A 23,443-nucleotide genomic window follows, 5' to 3' on the forward strand; every position below is an offset into this window, starting at 1 on the left:
CGATTGGCTTGATTTGAAGAAAACCTAGCTTAATCGCTTAATTAGTTGGGTTTCCTTCGTCAACCCAACCTACAAGCATTACACCGTGGGACTTTGGCTTAATTCATAAGACTTTATTATCACCCTAAGTACGGGAGAACCCATTTCAATAACACTACCAATTGTCTTACCATCTAAGTTAGGCAATGTATGCTGAGTTCGTAACTGCTCATACCATTTCGGTAGTTTTCCGCCTTGTCCCACACGAGTTAATACATCTACTAATTGTTCCGTGTTTTCTCCATTTAGAGCGCGATTAACTTCCTGGATTGTTGTATCTAGTGATTCCTTTAATATGGCACGTAATTCTTCTTTAGCAAGCATCGGTCATAGAGAAAAGTGATAGTTGTTCAAATTTAGGTGTTTTGAGTTGGACGCTCTTATTTTCTAAGATACAATCCATAACCCACCCAGCCATAACCGGGGGAATGGCATTTCCGAAAAGAGCATATTGATCATAGATAGATATCCCAGCACAATGTTCATCTGGAAACCCTTGAATGCGAGCATATTCTACATTAGTCAGACGGCGGAACTGATTACCAATTTTATAACGCTCATAGTGGCGACTCGTTGTTGAGGTAAGTGTTGGTGCAACACCATCAATACCAAATACAGTGTAACCCATTCGCGCTCCTCCACTTTGATTGTAGAGAATTTGTACAGCCTGAACAAAATTATTAACTGGCGTACTGGTTTGTAAACGGTTTAACGTAGACTCAGTAAAATCAAATTGGCAATCAACATCTGACTCAAGGACTGCCCGTAATGGAACAATCGGTGTAGCTGGATAAAATTGGGCAAAGTTGTAGCCAAAAAAACGACCTGTTTGGGCGAGCCCCCACATCGGAAATCTATTACCGTGGTCTTTTATTTTTGTCCATTTTTCAATATTAGTCAGGGTTTGAAACGTTGAGTCGGATAACTCAGCGATATTTTCAGTTGAGGCAAGTCTGATATTGGGAAAATCATCCTTTGTATCCTTGTCTAAGGTTCCCAGGATGACAACTCGTTGACGATTTTGGGGTAAACCCAAATGCATAGCGTTGACCAAACGCCATTCAATCGTATAGTCCAAATGCGCTAACTCACTGAGTATCGTGGCAAAATGAGTCCCTTCCTCCATCGACAGCAAACGTTTGACATTCTCTAAGATAAAAAACCTGGGCTTGTGTCTTTTCAGGACATCAATAATCACTTGAAAAATATGACCGCGTGGATCTCGTACTCCTTTTTTTTTGCCCGCACTACTGAACGGTTGACAGGGAAAACCAGCCGTTAACAGATCATGAGGTGGAATTTCATCAACGAGTTGATAAATATCACCCTGATGTAATTGTGCCTTTCCAAAGCGATCGCGGTATACTTGACAGGCTTTTGGACACCGATCATTTGCCCAGATTGTGGCTATATTTCTCTGATCCGCCGCTATCCGGAATCCTCCAATCCCGCAAAATAACTCAACGGTTGTACAGATAGGTAAGTGAAGCATAGGATGGATGTAGCTGTGTTATTCACTATTGAGTCTTCTGTTTGTATGATTATAATCTGGGCAACCTGTGTTTAAAGACATTCTACCTGAGAGGCTATGTCAGATATCTTGATCATGATTCGCAATGAGGCTGGCGTAGCCATGACTTCAGTTGAAGGAGAAGCTATAATTGCACTCGTAAAAAAAGACGAACTAATTTATGACGAACAGCCTGTAAATCTCAGATTTGCTGACGCTCATTTTTATAACTTGCCATTAGGAACCTATTTAGCTGTAGCCAAACATCCTGCACTCAATCCACCAGAGGCGGAACAGGAAGTAACATTGACAGTCAGAGAAATTTTAGTAGTACGATATATTTACTTAGAGCCTGAACGTCAACTTCTCACTATTCAAGTCACATCAGAGAGCCTAGACTGATTACCACCATGAAATATGCTGTTGATTCGGAATCCCTTGAGGCTTACAGAATGCGAGTTTACACCCTATCTCAAGAATTACGGCGAGAGACAAATCCGCCAATTCGAGCCATGACAGCGTTGTATTTGGCAGAAGCCGCAACGACATTAGCAAGAATGGAAGTGCTAGAAGCTCAAAAAAATGCCAAAGAAGATGATTAGATAGTCGGGGAGGTGATTTAGTTTTCTGTGTCAATCTGTGTCATTCAATCGTGAGTCTGCTGGAGACTATCATTCAATCTGCGTAATCTGTGTTACTGCATTCGATCAATAGTACGATATTGGATCGCTTCAGCAATGTGTGCCGTTTGCAGCGTCTCCGCCCCCGATAAATCAGCAATCGTGCGGGCGACTTTGAGTATGCGATCGCTTGCCCGGGCAGAGAGTCCGAGTTTGCGAATTGCCCCTTCTAAAAGATTGCGACTACTATCCTCTAAATGACACCATTGTCTCAAATGACCACTTTGCATCTGGGCATTGCAGCGCAGTGTGGGTTCTGAGTTGAAGCGATGACGGGCGCGATCGCGGGCGACTTTTACTCTCTCCCTTACGGCTTCTGATGCTTCACTTTGAGGCTGTCGGGTAATCTCTTCGGGTTTAAGACGATTCACCGCAACTTGTAAATCTATCCGATCCATGAGTGGACCCGAAAGTTTTGCCCAATAGTTCTCCCGTTGTCGCGCTGAACAGGTGCAGGGTTGCAGCGTATCGCCAAAGTAACCACAGGGACAGGGATTGGTACTGGCAACTAAGGTAAATTGTGCCGGAAATAGGACGGATTGTCGGGTGCGAGAAATGGTCACATAACCATCTTCTAAAGGTTGACGCAAAAATTCCAATACATTGCGCTTAAATTCAGTTAATTCATCCAGAAATAATACCCCTCGATGTGCCAAGGAAATTTCGCCGGGACGCGGAAAACTCCCTCCCCCAACTAATGATGGACCCGATGCAGAATGGTGGGGACTGCGGAAGGGGCGATGTCTGATTAATCTGCCTTTATCTTTAAGTAATCCAGCGACAGAATAGATTTGGGTAACTTCCAGGGCTTCTGAAAAACTTAAGGGCGGTAAAATTCCGGGTAATCGTCGCGCCAGCATGGTTTTACCGCTTCCCGGTGGACCAACGAAAATTAAATTATGACCTCCTGCGGCGGCTATTTCTAACGCCCGACGCGCATGGGATTGACCTTTGACTTCGTTTAAATTTCCGCCTGTAAACTGAGAGGGGGATGATTTGGGTACTTCATCCATCGTTACCGGGGAATAGCGTTCTGGTTGATTCAAAAAATCTGCCACATCAGCCAGATGTTTGAATCCATACACGTCTAGTCCCCGCACCACAGCGGCTTCTTGGGCATTATCAGCGGGTACGACTAACCCAGAAATCCCCAAACTTTGGGCGGCGGCGGCGATGGGTAAGACTCCCGCAATGGGGCGTAAATTGCCATCCAAGGAGACTTCGCCTAAAAATAGATGATCGCCTAATAATTCAGGATTGACTTGCTGTGAGGCGGCGAGAATTCCCACACTAATGGGTAAATCAAAGCTGGGTCCTTCTTTGCGTAAGTCGGCGGGAGTGAGATTAATCACGATTTTCCGCATCGGGAAAACAAACCCGGCATTTTTTAACGCCGCCCTCACCCGTTCTCGCGATTCTTGGACGGCGGTATCAGGTAATCCCACAACAACAATTCCCGGTAGTCCGCCTGACACATCGACTTCCACACCGACTTTCACCGCATCGATGCCGACTAGCGAAGCACTCCAAACCCTGGCAAGCATGTCTGTTGATCCTGAGTTTTACTGGCAATTATAAGGCGTGCGATCGCAGCCGTCTATTCTAAGTCGGGCATTAAGTTCTGTAAATCTCCCTCAAACTCTTACCAATGACAAATGACGAATGACGAATGACGAATGACGATCCTCAATTCCATAGCTTGGAAGTTAAGTAATTCGCTTGTTCATACCGTCCTTGAGACTTGTAAAGGGCTGCCAAATTATTCAAACTGAGCGCGACATCGGGATGATCTTCTCCCCATAAGCGTTTACCGAGTTCCAAGACTTGGAGATAGAGGGGTTCGGCTTGCTCGTAGCGTCCTTGATAATGATAGAGTAATGCCAAATTATTCATACTGGTTACTACATCAGGATGGATATCTCCAAATAAACGTTTTCTCAGATGTAAGGCTTGCAGATAGAAGGGTTCGGCTTTGTCGTAGTGTCCTTGATAATGATAGAGTAAAGCTAAATTGTTCAGGCTAGTTGCCACATCCGGATGGTTCTCTCCCAACAAGCGTTTCCGAATATTTAACGCTTCCAAATAAAACGATTCGGTTTTGTTATTGGGTCCTTTAGAGAAATAAAGTCCTGCCAAATTATTCAAGCTTTGTGCGACATCGGGGTGGTTCTCTCCCAATAAACCTTTTCTGATGTCTAAGGCTTGCAAATAGAGAGGTTCGGCTTTCTCATAGCGTCCTTGAGAGAAGTACAGAGCAGCAAGATTGTTAAGGTTCGTGGCGACATCGGGATGGTTCTCTCCCAATAACCGTTTTTGCAAGTCCAAGGCTTGCAGATAAAGGGGTTCAGCATCCTCATAGCGCCCTTGGGACTTATAAAGGGCGGCGAGATTGTTCAGGCTTGTGGCGACATCTGGATGCTCTTCGCCCAACAAACGTTTTTCGATGTCTAAGGATTGCAGATAAAGGGGTTCAGCATCCTCGTAGCGTCTTTGATAATGATAAAGTAAGCCTAGATTACTAAGGCTGGTTGCCACATCCAGATGCTCCTCGCCTAAGTTACGTTTCCTCAAGTCCAAGGTTTGCAGATAAAGGGGTTCGGCGTCCTCATAGCGTCCTTGACAAAAATAGAGGGTGGCTAAATCATTGAGACTATGAGCGAGATCTGGATGATCATCACCCAGTAAGCGTTTCCTCAAGTCCAAGGCTTGCAGATAAAGAGGTTCGGCTTGGGCGTAATGTCCTTGAGCCTGGTAAAGTTTTGCCAAGTTGTTGAGGCTGGTGGCGACATCAGGATGAGTATCGCCCAACCAGCTTTTTCTGAGTTCTAAGGCTTCTAAATAAAGGGGTTCAGCTTCTCTGTAGCGTCCTTGCAGCCTGTAGAGTTCGGCTAGATTATTTACCGTTTCGGCTAAGGTTGTTTCTAAGCCGAGTTCTTTTTTTAGCTGAATGGCTTGACTCAAATACTCAACGGCTAAGGCTTGTTCTTGGGGATAATTTAGAGATTCACCCTGTTCTAGGCGTCGTTGATAAAGGTGTCCGACTTGAGCATATAAGGTTGCCAAATTCGGGTCGTTGACGCCGTGTTTGGCTTTGGTGTATTCGATCAAGGCGTTGAGATCGGCGACGGGAAAGACTGATACGTTTTGATCCCAAGCGTCGCTTTCTTCGATAAGATGGCGGAATGGCTCAATGTTTTGAATGGGAATAGCGGCTGTTTTTTGGGAGTGGAAGCGAAAGACAGCTTGACACCAATTTTGGAACTCTGGGGCGTTTTGACTTAGCTGACTCTCTAGTTGGTGAGTTAGCCACAGGACAAGTGGACAAGCCAAGGCGGATAAGGCGTCTTGGATTGCTGGTAGAGAGGCGAAAAAAATTGCCTGTTCTGAATGCTGGGCGTCGAATTTGAGCCAGAGAAGTTGTTCAGCACCCGTCACGGTGACAACGGCGTTTCCCCCCTGACGTAAATCGTCATCGGTTTGGACGAGTTCAGTAATGGCGTGGCTCAGGTTCGGGTCATCCTTAACCAAGATAACGCGATGCGATCGCACAGAGGCGGCGAGTTCGGTTTCATAGCGTTCAATCAGTTGGTTGCGAAAATGGATATCATCACAAACCGCTAGGATTACACTCAACTTACCTTGACTGGCTTGAATCGCTGTCAGTAAATCGCCATACGTTTTTTCATTATGAACCGTCGGGTCAGACAACTCCGTCATCATGAAATTAACCTCCAATCTTGTAATCGCTCTTGAACGATTCGGTGAACTTCATCGGTTTTGACAATTGCCATACTCTAGAACATTAAGACTATGCCGTTTATACCCAAATTCCAGTGCTTTGGGTTCATGTTCGTTGTGTTTAAGAGTTTATAGTCGAGTTCACCTAAAAAAAATGACAAAGTTATTGTGAATCGCGTTAATCCGAATCAATCCTAAGCACATTCGACAAGAGTTATCCCTGATTCGGAGCGTTTGGTAGCAACACCCACTCCTATAGGGTACATTCTCTTTAGCTGTCTGTCGATTTCGTTTTTCTCCCTTATCTCCCCTATCTTCCCCATCTCCCCTAAAAATTATCCCATCGCCGCACGCAGATCATCGAGATTTTTCCGGATTGTTGCTGTAGTCGGATGATTAGAGCCGAGTCGTTCTTCACAAATCGCCAACGCTTGGACATACAGGGGTTCGGCTAATTCATATTCTCCTTGAGACGAATAAAGTCCTGCCAAATTATTCAAATTTTGTGCCACATCTGGATGCTCATCCCCTAGCCAGCGTTTTCCTAACTCCCAGGCTTGGGAATAGAACTCTTTGGCTTTGTCATGACGTCCTTGAAAGAAGTAGAGTATGGCTAAATTATTCAGATTTTGGGCTACATCGGGATGTTCATCTCCCAGTAAGCGTTTCCGCAACTCTAAGGCTTGCAGATAGAGAGGTTCGGCTTCATCGTAGCGTCCCTGCGTGGAATAAAGTTCGGCGAGATTTTTATAGAGTGCGGCTAAGTTATTCAGGCTGGTTAAAACATCGGGATGCTCCTCTCCTAATAACTGTCTACCCACATCCAACACCTCCACATAAAGAGGTTCGGCTTGCTCGTAGCGTCCTTGATAATGGTAGAGCAAGGCTAAGTTGTTCAAGCTGGTCACTACATCAGGATGGTTCGCGCCGAATAACCGTTTCCTTAAGTCCAACGCTTGGCGATAGAGGGGTTCAGCTTCCTCGTAGTGTCCTTGGGAGTGGTGGAGTAATGCTAAATTATTCAGATTCGTGGCGATATCCGGATGAGTATCACCCAATAAACGTTGCCAGATTTCCAAGGCTTGGCGATAGAGAGGTTCGGCTTCACCCTGACGTCCTTGAGAGAAGTAGAGTCCGGCTAAGTTGTTGAGGCTTTGTGCCACATCGGGATGATTATTACCGAATAAGCGTTTCCTGATTTCCCAGGCTTGCAGATAGAGGGGTTCGGCTTCGTCGTAGCGTTCTTGGAAGAAATAGAGTGCAGCTAGATTGTTCATATTAGTCGCCACATCGGGATGCTCATCTCCTAGCAGACGCCTCATTACCTCCAAGGCTTGCAGATAGAGGGGTTCGGCTTGGGTGTAGTGTCCTTGGGTTCTGTAGAGTTCTGCCAAATTATTCAGGCTGGTAGCAACATCGGGATGGTTTCGTCCCAGTAAGCGTTTCCTCAGTTCTAAGGCTTGCAGATAAAGCGGTTTGGCTTGGTCATAGCGTCCCAGCAAGAAGTAGAGTAAGGCTAGGTTGTTAAGACTGGTGGCAATATCAGGATGGTTCTCTCCTAAGCTGCGTTTCCTTATGTCCAACGCTTGCAGATAAAGAGATTCGGCTTCCTCGTAGCGTCCTTGGAAGAAGTAGAGGGCGGCGATATCGTTGAGGCTAATGGCGATATCAGGATGGTTCTCTCCTAAGTTACGTTGCCTTAGGTCTAAGGCTTGGAGATAGAGGGGTTCGGCTTGGGGATATTGTCCCTGAGAGTGGTAGAGTCGCGCTAGGTTGTTGAGGCTGGTGGCGACATCAGGATGGTTATCTCCTAAGTTACGTTTCCTTATGTCTAAGGCTTGCAGATAAAGCGGTTCGGCTTGGTCATAGCGTCCTTGGGTTCTGTAGAGTTCCGCCAGATGATTCAGCGTTGTCGCTAAGTCAATGTCTAACCCCAATCGTCGTTGCAGGTCAACCGCTTTATGGAAATATTCAACGGCGAGGGCAAGTTCGTGCTGGTAATCCTCAAATTCTCCATTTTCCAGTCGGCTTTGGTAGAGTTGTCCGAGTTGAGCATATAAGTTCGCCAGACCTGGGTCTTGGCTTCCCCCTTTTGCTTCAGTTTGTTGAATTAAGGCTTTGAGGTCTGCTAATGGTTTCACCTGGTTTGCCCCCTGATGCGTCTATCCTTCCTGTACTATAGCAATCCTTTTTGGTTGAGGTTAGGGCAGGGGATAAAAAACTGGTCAACGTATCGGGGTGGGTTTCACTCTACTTTATTTTTTACCCTGATGTCACTTAATTCACCCTGACTCAAAACGATAGCAAGGCAATCCGGAAGCGTTACGGATTATCAACCAACTTATGTTTATTGAAATGGATGAAGGATATGAGTTAAAATCAATCAGATGTATGCAAATTGATGATTAGTATAGAACAGCTTTTAAAAGACTGTATAGGATTAAGATTATGCTAACCAGGCTAAAAGTTTCTGGCTTTAAAAATCTTGTTAATGTAGATGTCCGCTTTAGTCCATTTACCTGTATAGCCGGTGTAAATGGCGTAGGTAAATCTAACTTGTTTGATGCGATCAGGTTTCTGTCAGCCTTGGCTGATCTTCCTCTAATTGAAGCCGCTTTAGCTGTTCGAGATGAGGGAGGTAGGACAGGAGATGTCCGCAGTCTGTTTCATCGAATTGGTAATGACTATGCTCCACAGATGTCATTTGAAGCTGAGATGATTGTGCCAGGTGAAGGTGTTGATGATTTAGGACAAACTGCCAAAGCTAGTATTACCTTTCTTCGCTACTCTATAAAGCTAGCCTATCGGCAAGATAATAGTCTCCGCTCATTAGGATCACTGGAACTGCTGAAAGAAGAGTTAGTTCATATTAATCTTGGTGATGCCCCTAAACATTTGCTATTTAATCACAAGGCGAAAACTTGGCGCAAGTCGGCGGTGAAAGGACAGCGCAGAGTCCCTTATTTTATTTCTACAGAAGGTGAGGGGACAAATCGAGTGATTAAACTTCATCAAGACGGCGGAAGCAGTGGTAGAGCCTTAGCTCGCTCAGCAGCTGATCTGCCTCGAACTGTACTGTCTGTGACCAATGCAGCCGAAAGCCCAACAGCACTACTGGCACGTCGGGAAATGCAATCTTGGCAGTTATTACAGCTAGAACCTTCGTCTTTGCGACAACCCGACGAATTTACGGCACCGACAAAATTAGGAACAGATGGCTCTCATCTAGCTTCAACCCTCTATCATTTGGCACGGCTGAGAAAAAATCTCCGCCAATCTGATCAGGAAGCCGAAGCGCAGGTTTATGCTCAAGTTGCAGGTCGTTTGGCAGAATTGCTCGATGATGTTGAGGAGGTAGGAATAGAGCGGGATGATCGTCGCGAACTGCTCACATTAATGGTTACAACTAGAGATGGTACAACCCATCCGGCGCGATCGCTCTCAGATGGAACAATGCGCTTTTTGGCGTTAGCGGTACTGGAATTAGACCCAGAAGCTCAAGGTTTATTGTGCTTAGAGGAACCTGAAAATGGTATTCATCCAGAGCGTATCCCAAAAATCCTCGAACTTCTACAAGACATTGCCACGGATGTTGAAGAACCTGTTGATCAGGACAATCCCCTACGCCAAGTAATCATCAATACCCACTCACCAGCCGTTGTACAGCAAGTCCCAGAAGATAGTCTTTTAGTCGCTGAGTTGAAGGAAGAAAAAGCACCGTCAGGACAATTGTTTAAAGGGGTACGCTTTAGTTGTCTACCGAATACTTGGCGACACCTTAAAGTTGCGGAAACCGAAACGATCAGCACTGTTCCTTTAGGTAAACTTCTCGCGTACTTAAATCCAGTGTCCCCAGAACAGCCAGAGCTAAATGGCAATGGGCAACTGGAAACCAACTTATCTTTAAAACCTACCCAGTCTAAAAAACGTAGAGTTTTGGATAGAGAAGACATTCAACCTCTAATTTTAGGCTTTCCCAAAGAATTTGTATGAAGGAAATACGATACACATTACTATCTGATGGGAGTTCTGACAAGGCGCTACTACCTATTCTGACTTGGTTATTGCGATTACACGGAGTTGAATGTGCTATCCAGTCCCAGTGGGCTGATTTTCGACGCTTGCCACAACAACCACAGGATCACTCAAAGAGAATTGAATTGAGTTTGAACCTTTACCCTTGCGACCTTTTATTTATACACAGGGATGCCGAAAAAGAACCTCGTGAGAAACGAGTTTCTGAAATTAAAAAAGCCGTTGAGGGGATCAGGGAATCAGTCTCTGTGCCGTTTATCTGTGTTGTACCTGTGCGGATGACAGAAGCTTGGTTATTATTTGACGAAGCTGCCATACGCAGGGCGGCAGAAAATCCCAGAGGAAAGCAACCTTTAAATTTGCCAAATCTCTCTAAATGTGAGGAGTTACCTGATCCAAAACAATATCTTTGTCAACTTCTGCGTCAAGCAAGTGGGTTGACAGGTCGGCGACTAAAGAAATTTCGCGCCAGAGAGCGAGAGAAGATTCAACGAATCGCTGAACTTATCGATGACTTTTCGGCACTGCAGAGTCTGTCTGCCTTTCAACTACTAGAAGCAGACATAAAACAGATGCTCAAAAGACAGAGTTGGTGAGTAAATTACAAATTTAATCCAGTTCTCGTAATTCCCTCGAAAATTGAGGAAATTAAAAAAATATAAAATTTTTACTTAAACTTCATTCGTTCATGAACAATTAAAATCGTCTTGCCAAGAAAGTAAAATCATTGAGTCAAACTCTAAGCTGTATCCAAATTAGCAAACCGCTTACCCAGAATTGGGTTAGTACTCATTAGTAACGTTCCTCATACAATTGTTGGACTAAGTGGAGGCACTAGCTGTGCAATCTGAAACCGTAAGAGTCAGGCGTGTATCCGGCGCTTTTGCCCTGATTGATAGTTTAAAGCGCCATGGTGTGAAGCACATTTTCGGCTATCCGGGCGGTGCGAATCTACCGATTTACGATGAAATCTACCAAGCGGAATCCGCTGGCGAACTCCAACATATTCTGGTGCGACACGAACAAGGGGCTGCCCATGCTGCTGACGGGTATGCCCGGGCGACAGGTAAAGTGGGCATCTGTTTGGCAACCTCCGGACCGGGAGCCACGAATTTGGTCACGGGTTTAGCCACGGCGAGTTTGGACTCTGTGCCAATGATTGCAATTACGGGACAGGTTCCCCGTGGGGCAATTGGTACGGATGGATTCCAAGAAATTGACATTTTCGGGATTACGCTGCCAATTGTCAAGCATTCCTATTTAGTGAATGAGGCTCGCGATATTCCCCGGATTGTGGCGGAAGCGTTTCACATCGCCAGTACGGGTAGACCGGGACCGGTGTTGATTGATATTCCCAAAGATGTGGGAATGGAGCAATTTGATTACTTTCCCGTGGAGCCAGGTACGATTAAGCTACCGGGATACCGTCCCACGGTGAAAGGGAATTCTAACCAAATTAACAAAGCACTAGGTTTAATCCGGGCGGCAAAGAAACCGTTACTCTATGTAGGTGGCGGTGCGATCGCGGCAAGCGCCCAGGGGGAACTTCTGGAACTGGCGGAACATTTCCAGATTCCGGTGACAACGACGCTGATGGGTAAGGGAGCATTTGATGAGTCCCATCCTCTGGCTCTGGGAATGTTAGGGATGCACGGCACGGCGTATGCTAACTTTGCCGTGAGTGAATGTGACCTGTTAATCGCCTTGGGTGCCCGTTTTGATGACCGGGTGGCAAGTTTGCCAAAACAGTTTGCGGCTGAGGCGAAGGTGATTCACATCGATATTGATCCGGCGGAAGTGGGAAAAAATCGGAACACTGATGTACCCATTGTTGGCGACGTGCGGCAGGTGTTAATTGACCTATTGCGGCGTTCTGATCAAGTCGGGAATGGTATAGATCCAGAACAAACGAAAGCGTGGTGCGATCGCCTGCAACAGTGGCGGGATGAGTATCCTTTAGATTTGCCCCATCCCCAGGAGAATCTTTCGCCCCAAGAAGTGATTGTGGAAGTTGCTCGTCAATCCCCCCACGCTTATTACACCACTGATGTCGGTCAACACCAGATGTGGGCGGCTCAATTCCTGAAAAATAAGCCCCGTCGCTGGATATCGAGTGGCGGTTTAGGGACAATGGGATTTGGTTTGCCTGCGGCTGTGGGAGTAAAAATGGCTCTACCCTCCGAACCCGTGATTTGTATCAGCGGTGATGGTAGCTTCCAGATGAATATGCAGGAACTGGGTACGATCGCTCAGTACGGCATTGGCGTCAAGATTGTCATCCTCAACAATGGTTGGCTGGGAATGGTGCGCCAATGGCAGCATTTGTTCTATGGCGATCGCTATGAAGCGACGAATCTGGAAGTCGGTACCCCAGAGTTTGTGAATCTGGCTCAAGTGTATGGGATTAATGCCATTAAGGTGACACAGCGTCAGGCTTTACCCGATGCGATCGCTCAAATGCTTGCCCATGACGGTCCAATGCTTGTAGACGTGCGCGTTACCCGCAATGAGGACTGTTATCCCATGGTTGCGCCCGGTCATACGAATAGCGACATGATGGGCTTGCACCCTCATAACCCAGAACCGATTTCACCCACTATCCTGACGTGTTCTAACTGTGGAACCGAAAATCCAGCGACCCATAAATGTTGTTGTGAATGTGGTACGAAACTGTTGGATATGCCATCGACAGTAGCTCTGAGCTAATTGGTGACGAGCGCCAGGTAAGGGCATTGGGGGAGGTGCTAACTTTTCACGGAACGTCTTGAAACTGAGTGGGTAGGGGAGATAGGGGAGATGAGGGAGATGGTGAGTTAATTCACGCGCCATGCCCTTGAACCCAGTGAAGGGTAAAACTTCAAAATATTATCTTCCCCACCTTCCTCACCTTCCCGACCTTCCCCATCTTTAATATTGTCTGCCTTTAGTAGGATGTTAAATAAACTTTAACCGAGAAAGAATCGTCTTAGGTACAAATGGATGACGGCAAAACATGAGAATGGTTATAAGGCGCAACTTTTCGAGTTTTAATTTAATAAAGATTCTTCTTTCTTAACAGAACTTAGTAAAAAGCAATTGTATGAAACTTTCATCAGGGATTAAACTAAGAGTAGCAAAAACTACAGATTTTTTTCGGGATCAAGCTAAACAGGCTGACTTTGAAGGCGTTACCCTGCTCTTTGCATCCTCAATAACAAAACTGATATCAACGTAAGAACAATGTGTATTACAGGCTCACTCACTGACTTTTCATTACCCGAAATTTTTCGGCTCCTTGGTAAAGGGCATCATACAGGTTTACTCACTGTGAATACTGATGTTTCTACTCCTGTCACCCCCAATGGCGTTTGCTATGTTTGGGTCTATCGCGGTCGAATTGTGGCAGTTGATTCTCAGTTAAAGCATCTAGGGTTAATCAAGTTAATTGCTCAACGCCAATGGATGGATAGAAGTCAGTTAACTCAATTGAGTGAGTCATTGCCTCAGGAGCAACCCTTGGGTACATACCTGCAAAAACAGCGGTTGTTAACCCTTCAACAAATCAAATGGTTGTTCCAAATCCAAGTCTTACGACCCACCTGTACCTTGTTTCAACTCAAAACAGGTCATTTTAAGTTCAGCCATGAAGTTAAACTCCCCATGTTAGGAATGACGGGTTTGAGTTTAAATACCCTAGGTGCCAATTTACTAGGATTACGTTCTTTGCGTAACTGGGATGCCCTCAGCGATAAATTACCTGATGTTAATGCTGGGTTGCTCAGTGTTACAGGATACCCTCGTTATCCCCTCAACGCCTTAGAATCTCAAGTCTGGGAGTATACCAGTGGCACTGTGTCCTTGAGGGAAATTGCTAAACAACTCAGACTTTCGGTAAAAACGGTACAGCAGATTGCTTTTCGATTAATGGCAGTCGGATTGGTCGAAGAAACTCCCTTAGTGATTCATACTGCCTGTCCTCAATCTGTGGACGCGATCGCGACACCGCTACATCCAGAAGTGACCGATCAGCCCGTCAGCCATTCATTTTTGCACAACTTAATGGGTTTCTTAGCAGATAAGTCCAAGCACCTGCCGTTACGGGCGGCTTAGTTCGGGAAAGGATCAGAAACAACAGATGTAGACAGACAGCCGTTTACAGCAGCGTGGAATGCAATAATGTATTTCAATCAGGACTAAACTGTTCTATATCAAATTACTACCGATTCTAATAAACGAATTGTGCCTCGCTCCGCATCAATTTCGATCATTCCACCGATAGGGACAGTGAACTTATCCTGGATATGACCGATCATCGAACCATACCAGGCGGGAATCCCCAAAGGTTTGATATGGTCAGCTAAGACTTGCCGCAACGTCAGCGATGGTTCATTCGCCTCACCTGCAGGACAGTTTGTACATTGGGCAAAAATAAATCCAGCCACTTGATCGAGAATACCAGCGAGTTTGAGCTGGGTTAACAAGCGGTCAATCCGGTAAACCTCTTCTCGTATATCTTCCACAAACAAAATAGAGTTCTGCCAATCGGGTAAATAATCTGACCCCACCAGCGCCGCCACCAGCGATAAATTTCCCCCCACCAGACGCCCCCTTGCCTTACCCTTGGTAATGGTTTCCACAGGAGTACTCAATAGATTTTGCAGTGTCATTGCTGCCCCATCAAACAAGATGCGTTGCAGATGTTGGATTGAGAACCAATTCCAGGTTGATGTTCCGAGTGGTCCATGAAAGGTGATCAGGTTGCTGTGAGTATAAATCGCTAACAGCAGTGAGGTGACATCGCTATAGCCGATAATGATTTTGGGATTTTGGCGGATTAGCTCGTAATCCAACAGGGGTAAAATTCGATTACATCCCCATCCGCCTGCCATTGCCAGCACCGCTTGGACAGAGGAATCAGCGAACATCGCATTCACATCAGCAGCGCGGTCAACATCTTGACCCGCCAGATAGCCGTATTGGTCGAAAAGATGGGTTCCCAGTTTGGTTTTCAAACCGAGTTGTGATAAAATGGGAGCGATTTCATCAAGGGTCTTTTGGTCAACTAGACCGGCTGGACTAATCAACCCTACGGTATCGCCAGGATTCAGGCGTCGTGGTTTGAGAAGGGGTAGGGAGTTTGCCGTTACAGGGACTTGGGTTGCCAACAGCGTTAGTCCCAAGAGTTTAAGCAAGGCACGGCGATTACCGGAAAAGGGTTGGCTCAATGGTCAGTCCCGGAAAACTACAATAGACAACGTGGAAAATGGCTGGGAGTACCAAGCTGGGAAAAAGAGCTAGAATTGACTTACTTGAATCATCTCTAAACATCAAGCAATAATAATAGAGATATTGCATCTGCCAGATTTTGGTCAACTCACCGCTGCTAGGCATTAAACTCCCGAACTGGGATTGATGCTTGGTTGGTGTCATCACCGCGCGATCGGTACAGAAACGATTATTTTTTTGTATCCGATTAATCACAGACATTTGATCTGACGGTGCTGAGTCTGACTCGTTGAACAGCATCTGCCGATAAAATTCACGATAGCCAGTCAACAACTCTAACAATTCAGCCATTACACCCAGAGACATGGCAATTGCTTCAGGCTATGGTAGGGAAAGATACTCTTTCTCTCGATTTGGAGGTGATCAATCATTCCCTGGAACATGCCTCAGGTTAATGGCATCCATGTTGCAGCTATCCTCAACAGACGTATAGAGACTCAATTGATGAAGTTGACACGTTGAAGTCATGGGATTTTAGGAACTAGGAAAATCTACCCGTTTCGTCAGATGCTAGAACAGATAAGCAAGGGTGGTGATCCCATGGCAGCACTGGCGCAGTTTTTTTTGCCAGCTAGAGGCTGAGTATCAACGGGTCACATTAATCTTACAGACCCAAAGACGGCAATATCAGCATTCTTAAGGATGAAATTAGTTTCTTTGCCCGAAGAACCGCCAACCATTTTGGTGGTTGATGATGACCAGTTTATACGAGAACTTTTACGCCGAGTCATGGAAAAAGAAGGCTATAAAGTTGTTGAAGCAACCAACGGTGAACAGGGTTTGGACGTTTATCAGCGTCTCAAACCGCATCTGGTCATGCTAGACGCCCTGATGCCGGTCATGGATGGTTTTACCTGTTGCAAACACTTACAAAAACTCTCAGACGAAGACGAGACATCACCCGATAGCGAACATTTGGAGGCTCAAGGGTTACAGGGAGTTTCCCAAACGCCGGTGTTAATGATTACCAATCTGGATGATCCAGAATCCGTTGACCGCGCCTTTGCCGTTGGTGCTACTGACTATATCACCAAACCGATTCACTTAGCCGTCTTGCGTCAACGAGTACGGCGTTTAATTCAACAGTTTCAGCTTTATCAAAAACTTGAACAAGCCAATCGAGAGTTACAACGTTTAGCCACGTTAGATGGACTAACGGGTGTAGCCAATCGCCGTCGGTTTGATCAATACCTTGATGATGAGTGGTGGCGCATGATTCGAGAAGAGTCGCCCTTGTCTCTGATTCTATGTGATATCGACTTTTTCAAGAAATATAATGATACCTACGGTCATCAAGCCGGTGACGCCTGTTTGCGAAGGGTAGCTGATGCTTTGCGTTTTTGTGCCAAACGGTCTGTGGATTTAGTGGCTCGCTATGGCGGTGAAGAGTTTGCTATTGTGTTACCCAATACTACCACGATTGGTGCGTCTTTAGTGGCTGAAGAATTACGCAGTTTGGTTCATGGTTTAAAGATTACCCATGCAGCGTCAGCTATTAGTGAATATGTCACACTCAGTTTAGGTGTTGCCAGTCTTTATCCTGAGCCTGATACTCCACCAGCTAAGCTAGTTGCTGAAGCGGATATGGCTTTGTATCAAGCGAAAGCCTCTGGGCGTAATCGATATGTGGCGAAAGTTTGAATCGTTATTTGTCTTATGTCTTATGTCTTATGGCTTATGTCATTGGTCATTTGTCGTTTGCTTTATGTAAAAATTTGAGGGCTATTTACACAATTTAATAGAGTTGAGTTTATTTCCACCAACTTACATAACGTAGCGCGTTGTCAATAGAAAACTTGAGTGTAGGGGGTGGTATGGTGTTGCTTGAATAGCGTAGGATTGCCAATAATGTGTACATGCTAATCCCCAAAACGGATAATCGCTAAGAACTATTATGACGACTACGGTCAACACAACACCCCAATTAGCCTCACGTTTGGTGAATGGTTTCCTTGCCATTAAACCTTTGGCTAATTTAGCAAAGCAGCAAGCTCGTAAGATGATTATCAAGCGAGCGGAAAAAATTGGCGTACCTTGGACAAAACAAGTCAATGAGTTACGTTCTCTAAACTGGGAGAGTTATCTGAGTCAAGTGCAAAACCCCCAGGTAACCTACCCGGATTATTATTTGCGCCCCTTCCATGCTTATGACCAGGGAAATCTCCAATGGGATGCGGCGTTTGAACACGAAGTTGCGGCTTATGCGGTTCATGCCAATCTCTATCCTGAGGATAAACTCCAAGGAGATGCTAAACTGCGGCAGAGTTACCATGAGTTGGTGCAAAAGCAAGTTAAAACCGAGCCGCAAGATATTGTGGATCTGGGGTGTGGTGTGGGGATGAGTACCTTTGCCCTACAACAGATTTATCCCCAGGCAAACATGACGGGTGTAGACTTATCGCCTTACTTTCTAGCTGTTGCCGAATATAAGTCCAAACAGCATCATACAGAAATTAACTGGAAACACGCGGCGGCTGAAGCGACAGGTTTACCGGATGCTTCGTATGATTTGGTGTCTGTCTTCTTGGTATTCCACGAATTACCCCAAACGGTGGCAAAGGCAATCCTACGGGAGGCACGGCGGTTATTACGTCCTGGTGGGTATCTGACTCTGATGGATATGAATCCTCAGTCTCAGGTGTATGCGACGATGCCAGCTTACGTTTTTACCTTATTCAAAAGCACGGAGCCTTACTTTGACGAGTATATTACCTTGGATATCGAACAAGCGATCGCCCAAGCAGGATTCCAGCCACCGATGATCACGCCGAATAGTCCCCGCCATCGGACAATCATTACCCAAGTCGAGACGTAGCACGCTACGTCTGCAACATCTGGTCGTAGCAAAACTTAACATAAACCAATACTCGACATTCTTTCGAGGAGATCCCAGTCTCTGATAGACTTTTAGACTGGGGACAGTAAATAACACCAGGGAAAAACTAAGCAGTTGAGAGGAAAAGCTTCGTGCTAGAAACTACGCTAGGACTAGAAATTATTGAAGTTGTCGAACAGGCAGCACTTGCCTCTGCCAAATTGATGGGCAAAGGTGATAAAAACGAGGCAGACCATGTGGCAGTTGAAGCCATGCGGGAGCGGATGAACAAAATTCACATGCGGGGTCGCATCGTGATTGGAGAAGGGGAGCGAGATGACGCCCCCATGCTCTATATCGGTGAACAAGTGGGCATCTGTACCAGCGAGGAGGCAAAGAACTACTGTAACCCCGATGAACTGATTGAAGTCGATATTGCCGTTGACCCTTGTGAAGGGACGAACTTGGTGGCTTATGGGCAACCCGGTTCAATGGCGGTGCTAGCCATTTCTGAGAAGGGTGGACTGTTTGCTGCGCCTGACTTTTATATGAAAAAGCTAGCGGCGCCTCCTGCGGCTAAAAATCATGTCGATATCAGTAAATCGGCAACAGAGAACCTGCAAATTCTCTCGGAATGTCTGGATCGCGCAATTGAGGAACTTGTGGTCGTGGTCATGAAGCGCGATCGCCACAAAGGACTAATTGATGAAATCCGCTCTGCTGGTGCGAGAGTTCGGCTAATTAGTGACGGAGATGTCTCTGCGGCTGTCTCTTGTGCCTTTTCAGGGACAAATATCCATGCTCTGATGGGTATTGGTGCTGCACCCGAAGGCGTTATCTCTGCTGCGGCGATGCGCTGTTTGGGAGGACATTTCCAAGGTCAGCTAATTTATGACCCAGCAACTGTGCAGACGGGTTTGATTGGTGAAAGCAAAGAGGGGAACCTAGAGCGGCTCCAAGAAATGGGCATTAATGACCCCGATAAGGTCTACAATACTCATGAGCTAGCCTCAGGTGACACCGTGCTATTTGCCGCTTGTGGGATTACGCCGGGTACCTTGATGGAAGGGGTACGACTCTTCCACGGGGGGGCACGGACTCAAAGTCTGGTTATTTCCACCCAGTCGAAGACGGCTCGCTTTGTGGATACTGTCCATCTGTTTGATCAGCCGAAGACCCTGCAACTACGATAGATACTGTCAATTTATCCATTTTCGCAGGATTTCTTCCACTTGAATTCCAGTCATCGAGATGGAGATAAAAGCGTTCAAGCCAGAGTATAAGCAATGATAATGCTACTTACTCTGGCTTAACGTTGATTGTTTATTTCTCCCCGGTTAAAAATTCCATCTCTGAATCGGTGAACTTATACTGAATTGTTCATCGTATTCAGACAAATTTCTCAATTTTCTCTATCCTTATAAAACAAGACTGATAGTTGACCCAACCCAACGACAGAGATTTGGAGAACACAATGAATATTGCCGTCGTAGGTTTAAGCCACAAAACAGCGCCCGTTGAAGTCCGGGAAAAACTAAGTATTCCCGAAGCCCAAATAGAAGGTGCGGTGCAACAACTCTGTAGCTACCCCCATGTTGAAGAAGTAGCGATCCTTAGTACCTGCAATCGCCTAGAAATTTATATTGTGGCAGCAGAAACGGAAAAGGGTGTGCGTGAAGTCAGTCAATTCCTTTCGGATAACTCTCTTGTCCCCTTGCATCAATTACGCCCCCATTTGTTTATTTTGTTACATCAAGATGCGGTAATGCATCTGATGCGCGTCGCAGCGGGATTGGATAGTTTAGTTTTAGGCGAAGGACAAATCTTATCGCAAGTCAAGCATACCCACAAAATCGGTCAGCAACACAAGGGAATTGGACGCCTGTTGAATCGACTGTTTAAACAAGCGATTACCGCCGGAAAGCGAGTCCGCACCGAAACCAGCATTGGTACCGGGGCGGTTTCGATTAGTTCGGCGGCGGTGGAACTTGCCCAGATGGAAGTGCAAAACTTGGCGGCTTACCGAGTGGCAATTATCGGGGCGGGGAAGATGTCGCGTTTGCTGGTGCAGCACCTGCTTTCTAAAGGGGCTGAGTCAATCGCCATTATCAATCGCTCAACTCGTCGGGCGGAGGAGTTGGCAAAGCAGTTTGAGAATGCTCAGTTAACGGTACATTCCCTGTCTGAGATGATGGAGGTGATTCCAGAGTCGGATATGGTGTTTACCAGTACCAGTGCGACAGAACCGATTCTGGATCGGGCTAAACTGGAAGACCATCTTGATCCCAATCGCTCCTTAATGCTATTTGATATTTCCGTACCGCGTAATGTGGATGCTGATGTCAATGAACTTGAACAGGTTCAAGCCTTTAATGTGGACGACTTAAAAGCAGTAGTGGCGCAAAATACCGAAAGCCGCCGTCAGATGGCGATGGAAGCGGAAAACTTACTGGAACAAGAGGTAGAAGCGTTTGAGGTTTGGTGGCGATCGCTAGAAACCGTGAGTACCATTAGTAGTCTACGGGAGAAAGTCGAAGGGATTCGGGAACAGGAATTAGAAAAAGCCTTATCTCGCTTAGGTTCAGAGTTTGCCGACAAACATCAAGAAATCATCGAAGCGCTGACACGGGGAATTGTCAATAAAATCCTCCATGATCCGATGGTGCAGTTAAGGGCGCAGCAGGATATTGAAGCCAGACGTCAAGCCATGCAGACGCTGCAAACGCTGTTTAATTTAGAGATTGAAGAACAGTTTGGTTAAGCGTTGGAGAGGAAGAGAGTAGGAGGGTGATGCTGAGTGAGTATCCACCCTCTCTTTTTTTTGAGATATATAGAGGCTTCAGCTGCAAAAGAATTATCACCTGGTCAGGGTGCAAGATATCAGCCTCTAACAGACGCGATCGCACCCGTTAGGCATTAAACAAACACCTGTGCTCCCCATATAGCGGTGAAGCATTTGGGGGATTACCTGTTGACGAAAACTGCAAACGTCTCTACCCATATATTCACCCATCCCCCTTCAGCAAAAATGTTTCTTGAGCGTTTCCACCAAAAAAGAGATAATTTAGTCATGATAGAGTGCGACTCAAACCCATGACTAACTATCCCCATTGGTCTGGCAACGGCTATCAAGTCCTCCGCGAACTCGGACATAACCATCTAGGTGGCAGAGTCACCTATCTCGCCCTTCAACTTAACACCCAAAAACCTGTCGTAATCAAGCAATTTCAATTTGCCGCCTTAGATGCGAGTTGGGCAGAATTTGAGAGTGTTGAGCAAGAAGTTACTATGCTACGGGGTCTGAATCATCCTCACATTCCCCGTTACCTTGATTCCTTTCACACCCCTGACGGTTTCTGCATGGTACAATCCTACATCCAAGGACAATCTTTAGCCACACCAAGGCGTTGGACTCCTAAAAAAATCAAGCATGTTGCCCTTGCCGTTCTCCAGATTTTGGTAGATTTACAATCTCAAACTCCGCCAATCATTCATCGAGATATCAAACCGGAAAATATTCTGTTAAATGAACAGTTCAATGTCTATCTAGTGGACTTTGGTTTTGCCCGGACTGGTGGTGGAGATGTCGCGGCTAGCAGTGTCGTCAAAGGGACGATGGGATTTATGCCACCTGAACAGTTATTTAATCGACAACTCAGCACCGCCTCTGACTTGTATGGCTTAGGTGTCACCTTAATTTGTTTACTAACCGGGACAAAATCGGCTGATATCGGCAATTTAATGGATGCCAATTATCACATTCATTTCCAGCATCTAGTGCCGCCGATGCAACGAGGATGGTTGAATTGGTTAGAAAAAATGGTTGCTCCCCAAGTGGCTGACCGTTATCAGAATGCAGCGGATGCGTTAGCCGCACTCAGACCGATTAATGTTAACAGTTTACCCAAAGTTAGACTCAGCGGAAATACATTAAATTTTGCAGCGTTTCAGTATGGAGAAAAACTGACACAAACGATTAGCGTGACTAATCTAATTCCTGATACAGTATTGGCAGGCAGGTGGGAAGTTGACCCCCATTTTCGTGATCCCCCTCATACTCCTTATGATCACCCATGGATATCATTTACACCGCAGAAATTTGAGTCGAATCAAATTGATTGTGAAATTACAGTAGATACGAGCAAGTTGTGTGCAGGAGCCACTTATCTACGCCAGATTTTATTACGCAGCAATTCTTCGCCCAAAACCCATGCTCTCACCCTTCAAGTTCAGACAGCATCGCTGCCTAAACTGCCAAAACTGGCTGGCTTAGTTCTATTAGGATTAAGCGTTTTATTCTGGATGCCAATTGTACTCGTTTGGCTGGCTTATGTTCCAGAAACTCCCCTGCCTTGGTACATCGCTGTCACTCTTTTAATTTTGCTTTTCATCTGGTTTCTAGCTATAGATGTTCTCATAACTGCAATAACATCAGGTAAAAAGATAAATCAGATGAATCATTTTTTGGCTGTCACTGTAACTGTGGTGGTGTCTATATTTTTGGATATGTTTTTAGTGGCGCTGCCTTCTTTATCCGTTATAGGTTCAGAATTCATAAGAGAGATAGAATGGTTTCTCCCAGTTATCGTAATTGGAATAGTATTTTTTTTGCTAACTTTACCGAGATTTACCATTGCAAAAGAGATAAAATCTACCGAATCTTTGTATTTTCTATTGTTTTTAGTTACCGTTTTATTATCAGCTACATCTATTGGCTTATTGCCAGAATTAGTAATTGTTTTTATGCCAACGCTAGGTGTACTAATGTTTTTGTTAGTGTCTAAGTTAGTGTGTGCAGTAATCTGGAAATTGGTAAGGGCGATATTCAGACATCAAAGTCAAAGAGGCTTTGACCAAAAAGATACTGCCGCTGCTATTCTGCTCAGTGGTGGACTGGGAATTAGTCTGGCATCTGGAGTTATCGGAATTTCAACTTTTTTATCTCAATTTGGGCAGCCTTACTTTGAACAATTTGAACAAATTTTTGTCTTAGTTGTCACGATTGCTCCTGTTGCCATTAGTGGCTATCTCCTGAGACAACTCATTTTTCACCAAATTCGCCTTATGAGAATCCTTAAAAAATATCGCGCCGCTGAACCCCATCTAATTAAACCATAATTCAATTAGCACCGTTTCTTTCTTATTGGTCATTACTCAACTAACAAGTCAATAAAAAAGGCTCTTCTAGACTAGCTATGATAAATTACTACAAAATAACCTCCATAATTTTTGCTACGCAAGAATCATGGAGATTCAAAAAAGCAATTCTAATAAAACAAGATTTTTATTCTGTTATATCCTTTGCTCTTGAAGGGTTTAAGCTCATTTAAATTGCTAATTTGCCATAACCAGTCTAAGAGA

The 23,443-nt window shown here is 45.4% G+C and carries 18 protein-coding genes; 11 read left to right on the forward strand and 7 right to left on the reverse strand.

Features of this window, described 5'->3' with window-relative positions:
* Positions 1-78: 78 nt before the first annotated feature.
* Both RH949_RS04730 and RH949_RS04735 read right to left on the reverse strand, forming a co-directional pair.
* Positions 79-363 (reverse strand): hypothetical protein, encoded by a 285-nt coding sequence (locus tag RH949_RS04730; protein WP_446352087.1) that lies wholly within the window; start codon positions 361-363, stop codon positions 79-81.
* Positions 353-1,531, reverse strand: a complete 1,179-nt coding sequence (locus RH949_RS04735; RefSeq protein WP_446352088.1) for a DNA cytosine methyltransferase — start codon at positions 1,529-1,531, stop codon at positions 353-355. Before RH949_RS04735 ends, RH949_RS04730 begins: the two co-directional genes overlap by 11 nt.
* 96 nt (positions 1,532-1,627) lie before the next feature.
* Here RH949_RS04735 and RH949_RS04740 point away from each other — a divergent pair, with 96 nt between their 5' ends.
* Entirely contained in the window at positions 1,628-1,951 is a 324-nt protein-coding gene (locus tag RH949_RS04740; RefSeq protein WP_006098444.1) for a hypothetical protein, read from the forward strand.
* A gap of 8 nt (positions 1,952-1,959) precedes the next feature.
* Entirely contained in the window at positions 1,960-2,151 is a 192-nt protein-coding gene (locus tag RH949_RS04745) for a hypothetical protein (protein WP_044204632.1), read from the forward strand.
* A 92-nt stretch (positions 2,152-2,243) separates the two neighbouring features.
* Here RH949_RS04745 and RH949_RS04750 read toward each other — a convergent pair whose 3' ends face one another.
* From RH949_RS04750 to RH949_RS04760, 3 genes are all read right to left on the reverse strand, one after another.
* A complete protein-coding gene (locus RH949_RS04750) occupies positions 2,244-3,773 on the reverse strand; it encodes a YifB family Mg chelatase-like AAA ATPase (RefSeq protein ID WP_446352089.1) in 1,530 nt (509 codons plus the stop codon).
* 142 nt (positions 3,774-3,915) lie between these two features.
* Positions 3,916-5,949, reverse strand: coding sequence for a tetratricopeptide repeat protein (locus tag RH949_RS04755; protein WP_446352090.1), 2,034 nt, complete (start codon positions 5,947-5,949; stop codon positions 3,916-3,918).
* Positions 5,950-6,302: 353 nt separating this feature from the next.
* The gene (locus tag RH949_RS04760) at positions 6,303-8,108 is read right to left on the reverse strand and encodes a tetratricopeptide repeat protein (RefSeq protein ID WP_446352091.1); all 1,806 of its coding nucleotides are present in this window, start codon (positions 8,106-8,108) and stop codon (positions 6,303-6,305) included.
* 307 nt (positions 8,109-8,415) lie between these two features.
* Here RH949_RS04760 and RH949_RS04765 point away from each other — a divergent pair, with 307 nt between their 5' ends.
* From RH949_RS04765 to RH949_RS04780, 4 genes are all read left to right on the forward strand, one after another.
* On the forward strand, positions 8,416-9,960 hold the full coding sequence (locus RH949_RS04765) for an AAA family ATPase (protein ID WP_446352092.1): 1,545 nt from the start codon (positions 8,416-8,418) through the stop codon (positions 9,958-9,960).
* Positions 9,957-10,598, forward strand: a complete 642-nt coding sequence (locus RH949_RS04770; RefSeq protein WP_006098529.1) for a DUF4276 family protein — start codon at positions 9,957-9,959, stop codon at positions 10,596-10,598. The genes RH949_RS04765 and RH949_RS04770 overlap by 4 nt, the downstream gene beginning before the upstream one ends.
* Before the next feature lie 244 nt (positions 10,599-10,842).
* Positions 10,843-12,708, forward strand: coding sequence for a biosynthetic-type acetolactate synthase large subunit (gene ilvB, locus RH949_RS04775; protein ID WP_446352093.1), 1,866 nt, complete (start codon positions 10,843-10,845; stop codon positions 12,706-12,708).
* A gap of 513 nt (positions 12,709-13,221) precedes the next feature.
* Complete coding sequence (locus RH949_RS04780; protein WP_446352094.1) at positions 13,222-14,091, forward strand: DUF4388 domain-containing protein; 870 nt, start codon at positions 13,222-13,224, stop codon at positions 14,089-14,091.
* Positions 14,092-14,189: 98 nt separating this feature from the next.
* On the opposite strand, the gene RH949_RS04785 is transcribed toward RH949_RS04780, so the two are convergent.
* Both RH949_RS04785 and RH949_RS04790 read right to left on the reverse strand, forming a co-directional pair.
* Complete coding sequence (locus tag RH949_RS04785) at positions 14,190-15,206, reverse strand: S66 peptidase family protein (RefSeq protein WP_446352095.1); 1,017 nt, start codon at positions 15,204-15,206, stop codon at positions 14,190-14,192.
* Complete coding sequence (locus RH949_RS04790) at positions 15,184-15,573, reverse strand: hypothetical protein (protein ID WP_446352096.1); 390 nt, start codon at positions 15,571-15,573, stop codon at positions 15,184-15,186. The genes RH949_RS04785 and RH949_RS04790 overlap by 23 nt, the downstream gene beginning before the upstream one ends.
* 336 nt (positions 15,574-15,909) lie before the next feature.
* Between RH949_RS04790 and RH949_RS04795 the strand changes: the two genes are divergently transcribed.
* From RH949_RS04795 to RH949_RS04815, 5 genes are all read left to right on the forward strand, one after another.
* On the forward strand, positions 15,910-16,908 hold the full coding sequence (locus tag RH949_RS04795) for a GGDEF domain-containing response regulator (protein ID WP_044204628.1): 999 nt from the start codon (positions 15,910-15,912) through the stop codon (positions 16,906-16,908).
* Between the two features lie 253 nt (positions 16,909-17,161).
* Entirely contained in the window at positions 17,162-18,082 is a 921-nt protein-coding gene (locus RH949_RS04800) for a class I SAM-dependent methyltransferase (protein WP_446352097.1), read from the forward strand.
* Between the two features lie 152 nt (positions 18,083-18,234).
* Entirely contained in the window at positions 18,235-19,275 is a 1,041-nt protein-coding gene (gene glpX, locus RH949_RS04805; protein ID WP_006098657.1) for a class II fructose-bisphosphatase, read from the forward strand.
* A 281-nt stretch (positions 19,276-19,556) separates the two neighbouring features.
* Entirely contained in the window at positions 19,557-20,843 is a 1,287-nt protein-coding gene (locus RH949_RS04810; protein ID WP_446352098.1) for a glutamyl-tRNA reductase, read from the forward strand.
* Positions 20,844-21,175: 332 nt separating this feature from the next.
* Positions 21,176-23,200 carry a serine/threonine protein kinase gene (locus tag RH949_RS04815; RefSeq protein ID WP_446352099.1) on the forward strand — a complete coding sequence of 675 codons (2,025 nt, stop codon included), beginning with the start codon at positions 21,176-21,178 and terminating at the stop codon, positions 23,198-23,200.
* Positions 23,201-23,443: the final 243 nt, after the last annotated feature.

Origin of the sequence: Coleofasciculus sp. A1-SPW-01, from assembly GCF_040217205.1 — a bacterium.
GTDB lineage: Bacteria > Cyanobacteriota > Cyanobacteriia > Cyanobacteriales > Coleofasciculaceae > Coleofasciculus > Coleofasciculus chthonoplastes_A.

Bases quoted from the DNA above. Each gene is read 5' to 3' on its own strand.
- RH949_RS04730 (WP_446352087.1), bottom strand. From the start codon at position 363: ATGCTTGCTAAAGAAGAATTACGTGCCATATTAAAGGAATCACTAGAT.
- RH949_RS04735 (WP_446352088.1), bottom strand. From the start codon at position 1,531: ATGCTTCACTTACCTATCTGTACAACCGTTGAGTTATTTTGCGGGATT.
- RH949_RS04740 (WP_006098444.1), top strand. From the start codon at position 1,628: ATGTCAGATATCTTGATCATGATTCGCAATGAGGCTGGCGTAGCCATG.
- RH949_RS04745 (WP_044204632.1), top strand. From the start codon at position 1,960: ATGAAATATGCTGTTGATTCGGAATCCCTTGAGGCTTACAGAATGCGA.
- RH949_RS04750 (WP_446352089.1), bottom strand. From the start codon at position 3,773: ATGCTTGCCAGGGTTTGGAGTGCTTCGCTAGTCGGCATCGATGCGGTG.
- RH949_RS04755 (WP_446352090.1), bottom strand. From the start codon at position 5,949: ATGATGACGGAGTTGTCTGACCCGACGGTTCATAATGAAAAAACGTAT.
- RH949_RS04765 (WP_446352092.1), top strand. From the start codon at position 8,416: ATGCTAACCAGGCTAAAAGTTTCTGGCTTTAAAAATCTTGTTAATGTA.
- RH949_RS04770 (WP_006098529.1), top strand. From the start codon at position 9,957: ATGAAGGAAATACGATACACATTACTATCTGATGGGAGTTCTGACAAG.
- RH949_RS04780 (WP_446352094.1), top strand. From the start codon at position 13,222: ATGTGTATTACAGGCTCACTCACTGACTTTTCATTACCCGAAATTTTT.
- RH949_RS04790 (WP_446352096.1), bottom strand. From the start codon at position 15,573: ATGTCTCTGGGTGTAATGGCTGAATTGTTAGAGTTGTTGACTGGCTAT.
- RH949_RS04795 (WP_044204628.1), top strand. From the start codon at position 15,910: ATGAAATTAGTTTCTTTGCCCGAAGAACCGCCAACCATTTTGGTGGTT.
- RH949_RS04800 (WP_446352097.1), top strand. From the start codon at position 17,162: ATGACGACTACGGTCAACACAACACCCCAATTAGCCTCACGTTTGGTG.
- RH949_RS04810 (WP_446352098.1), top strand. From the start codon at position 19,557: ATGAATATTGCCGTCGTAGGTTTAAGCCACAAAACAGCGCCCGTTGAA.
- RH949_RS04815 (WP_446352099.1), top strand. From the start codon at position 21,176: ATGACTAACTATCCCCATTGGTCTGGCAACGGCTATCAAGTCCTCCGC.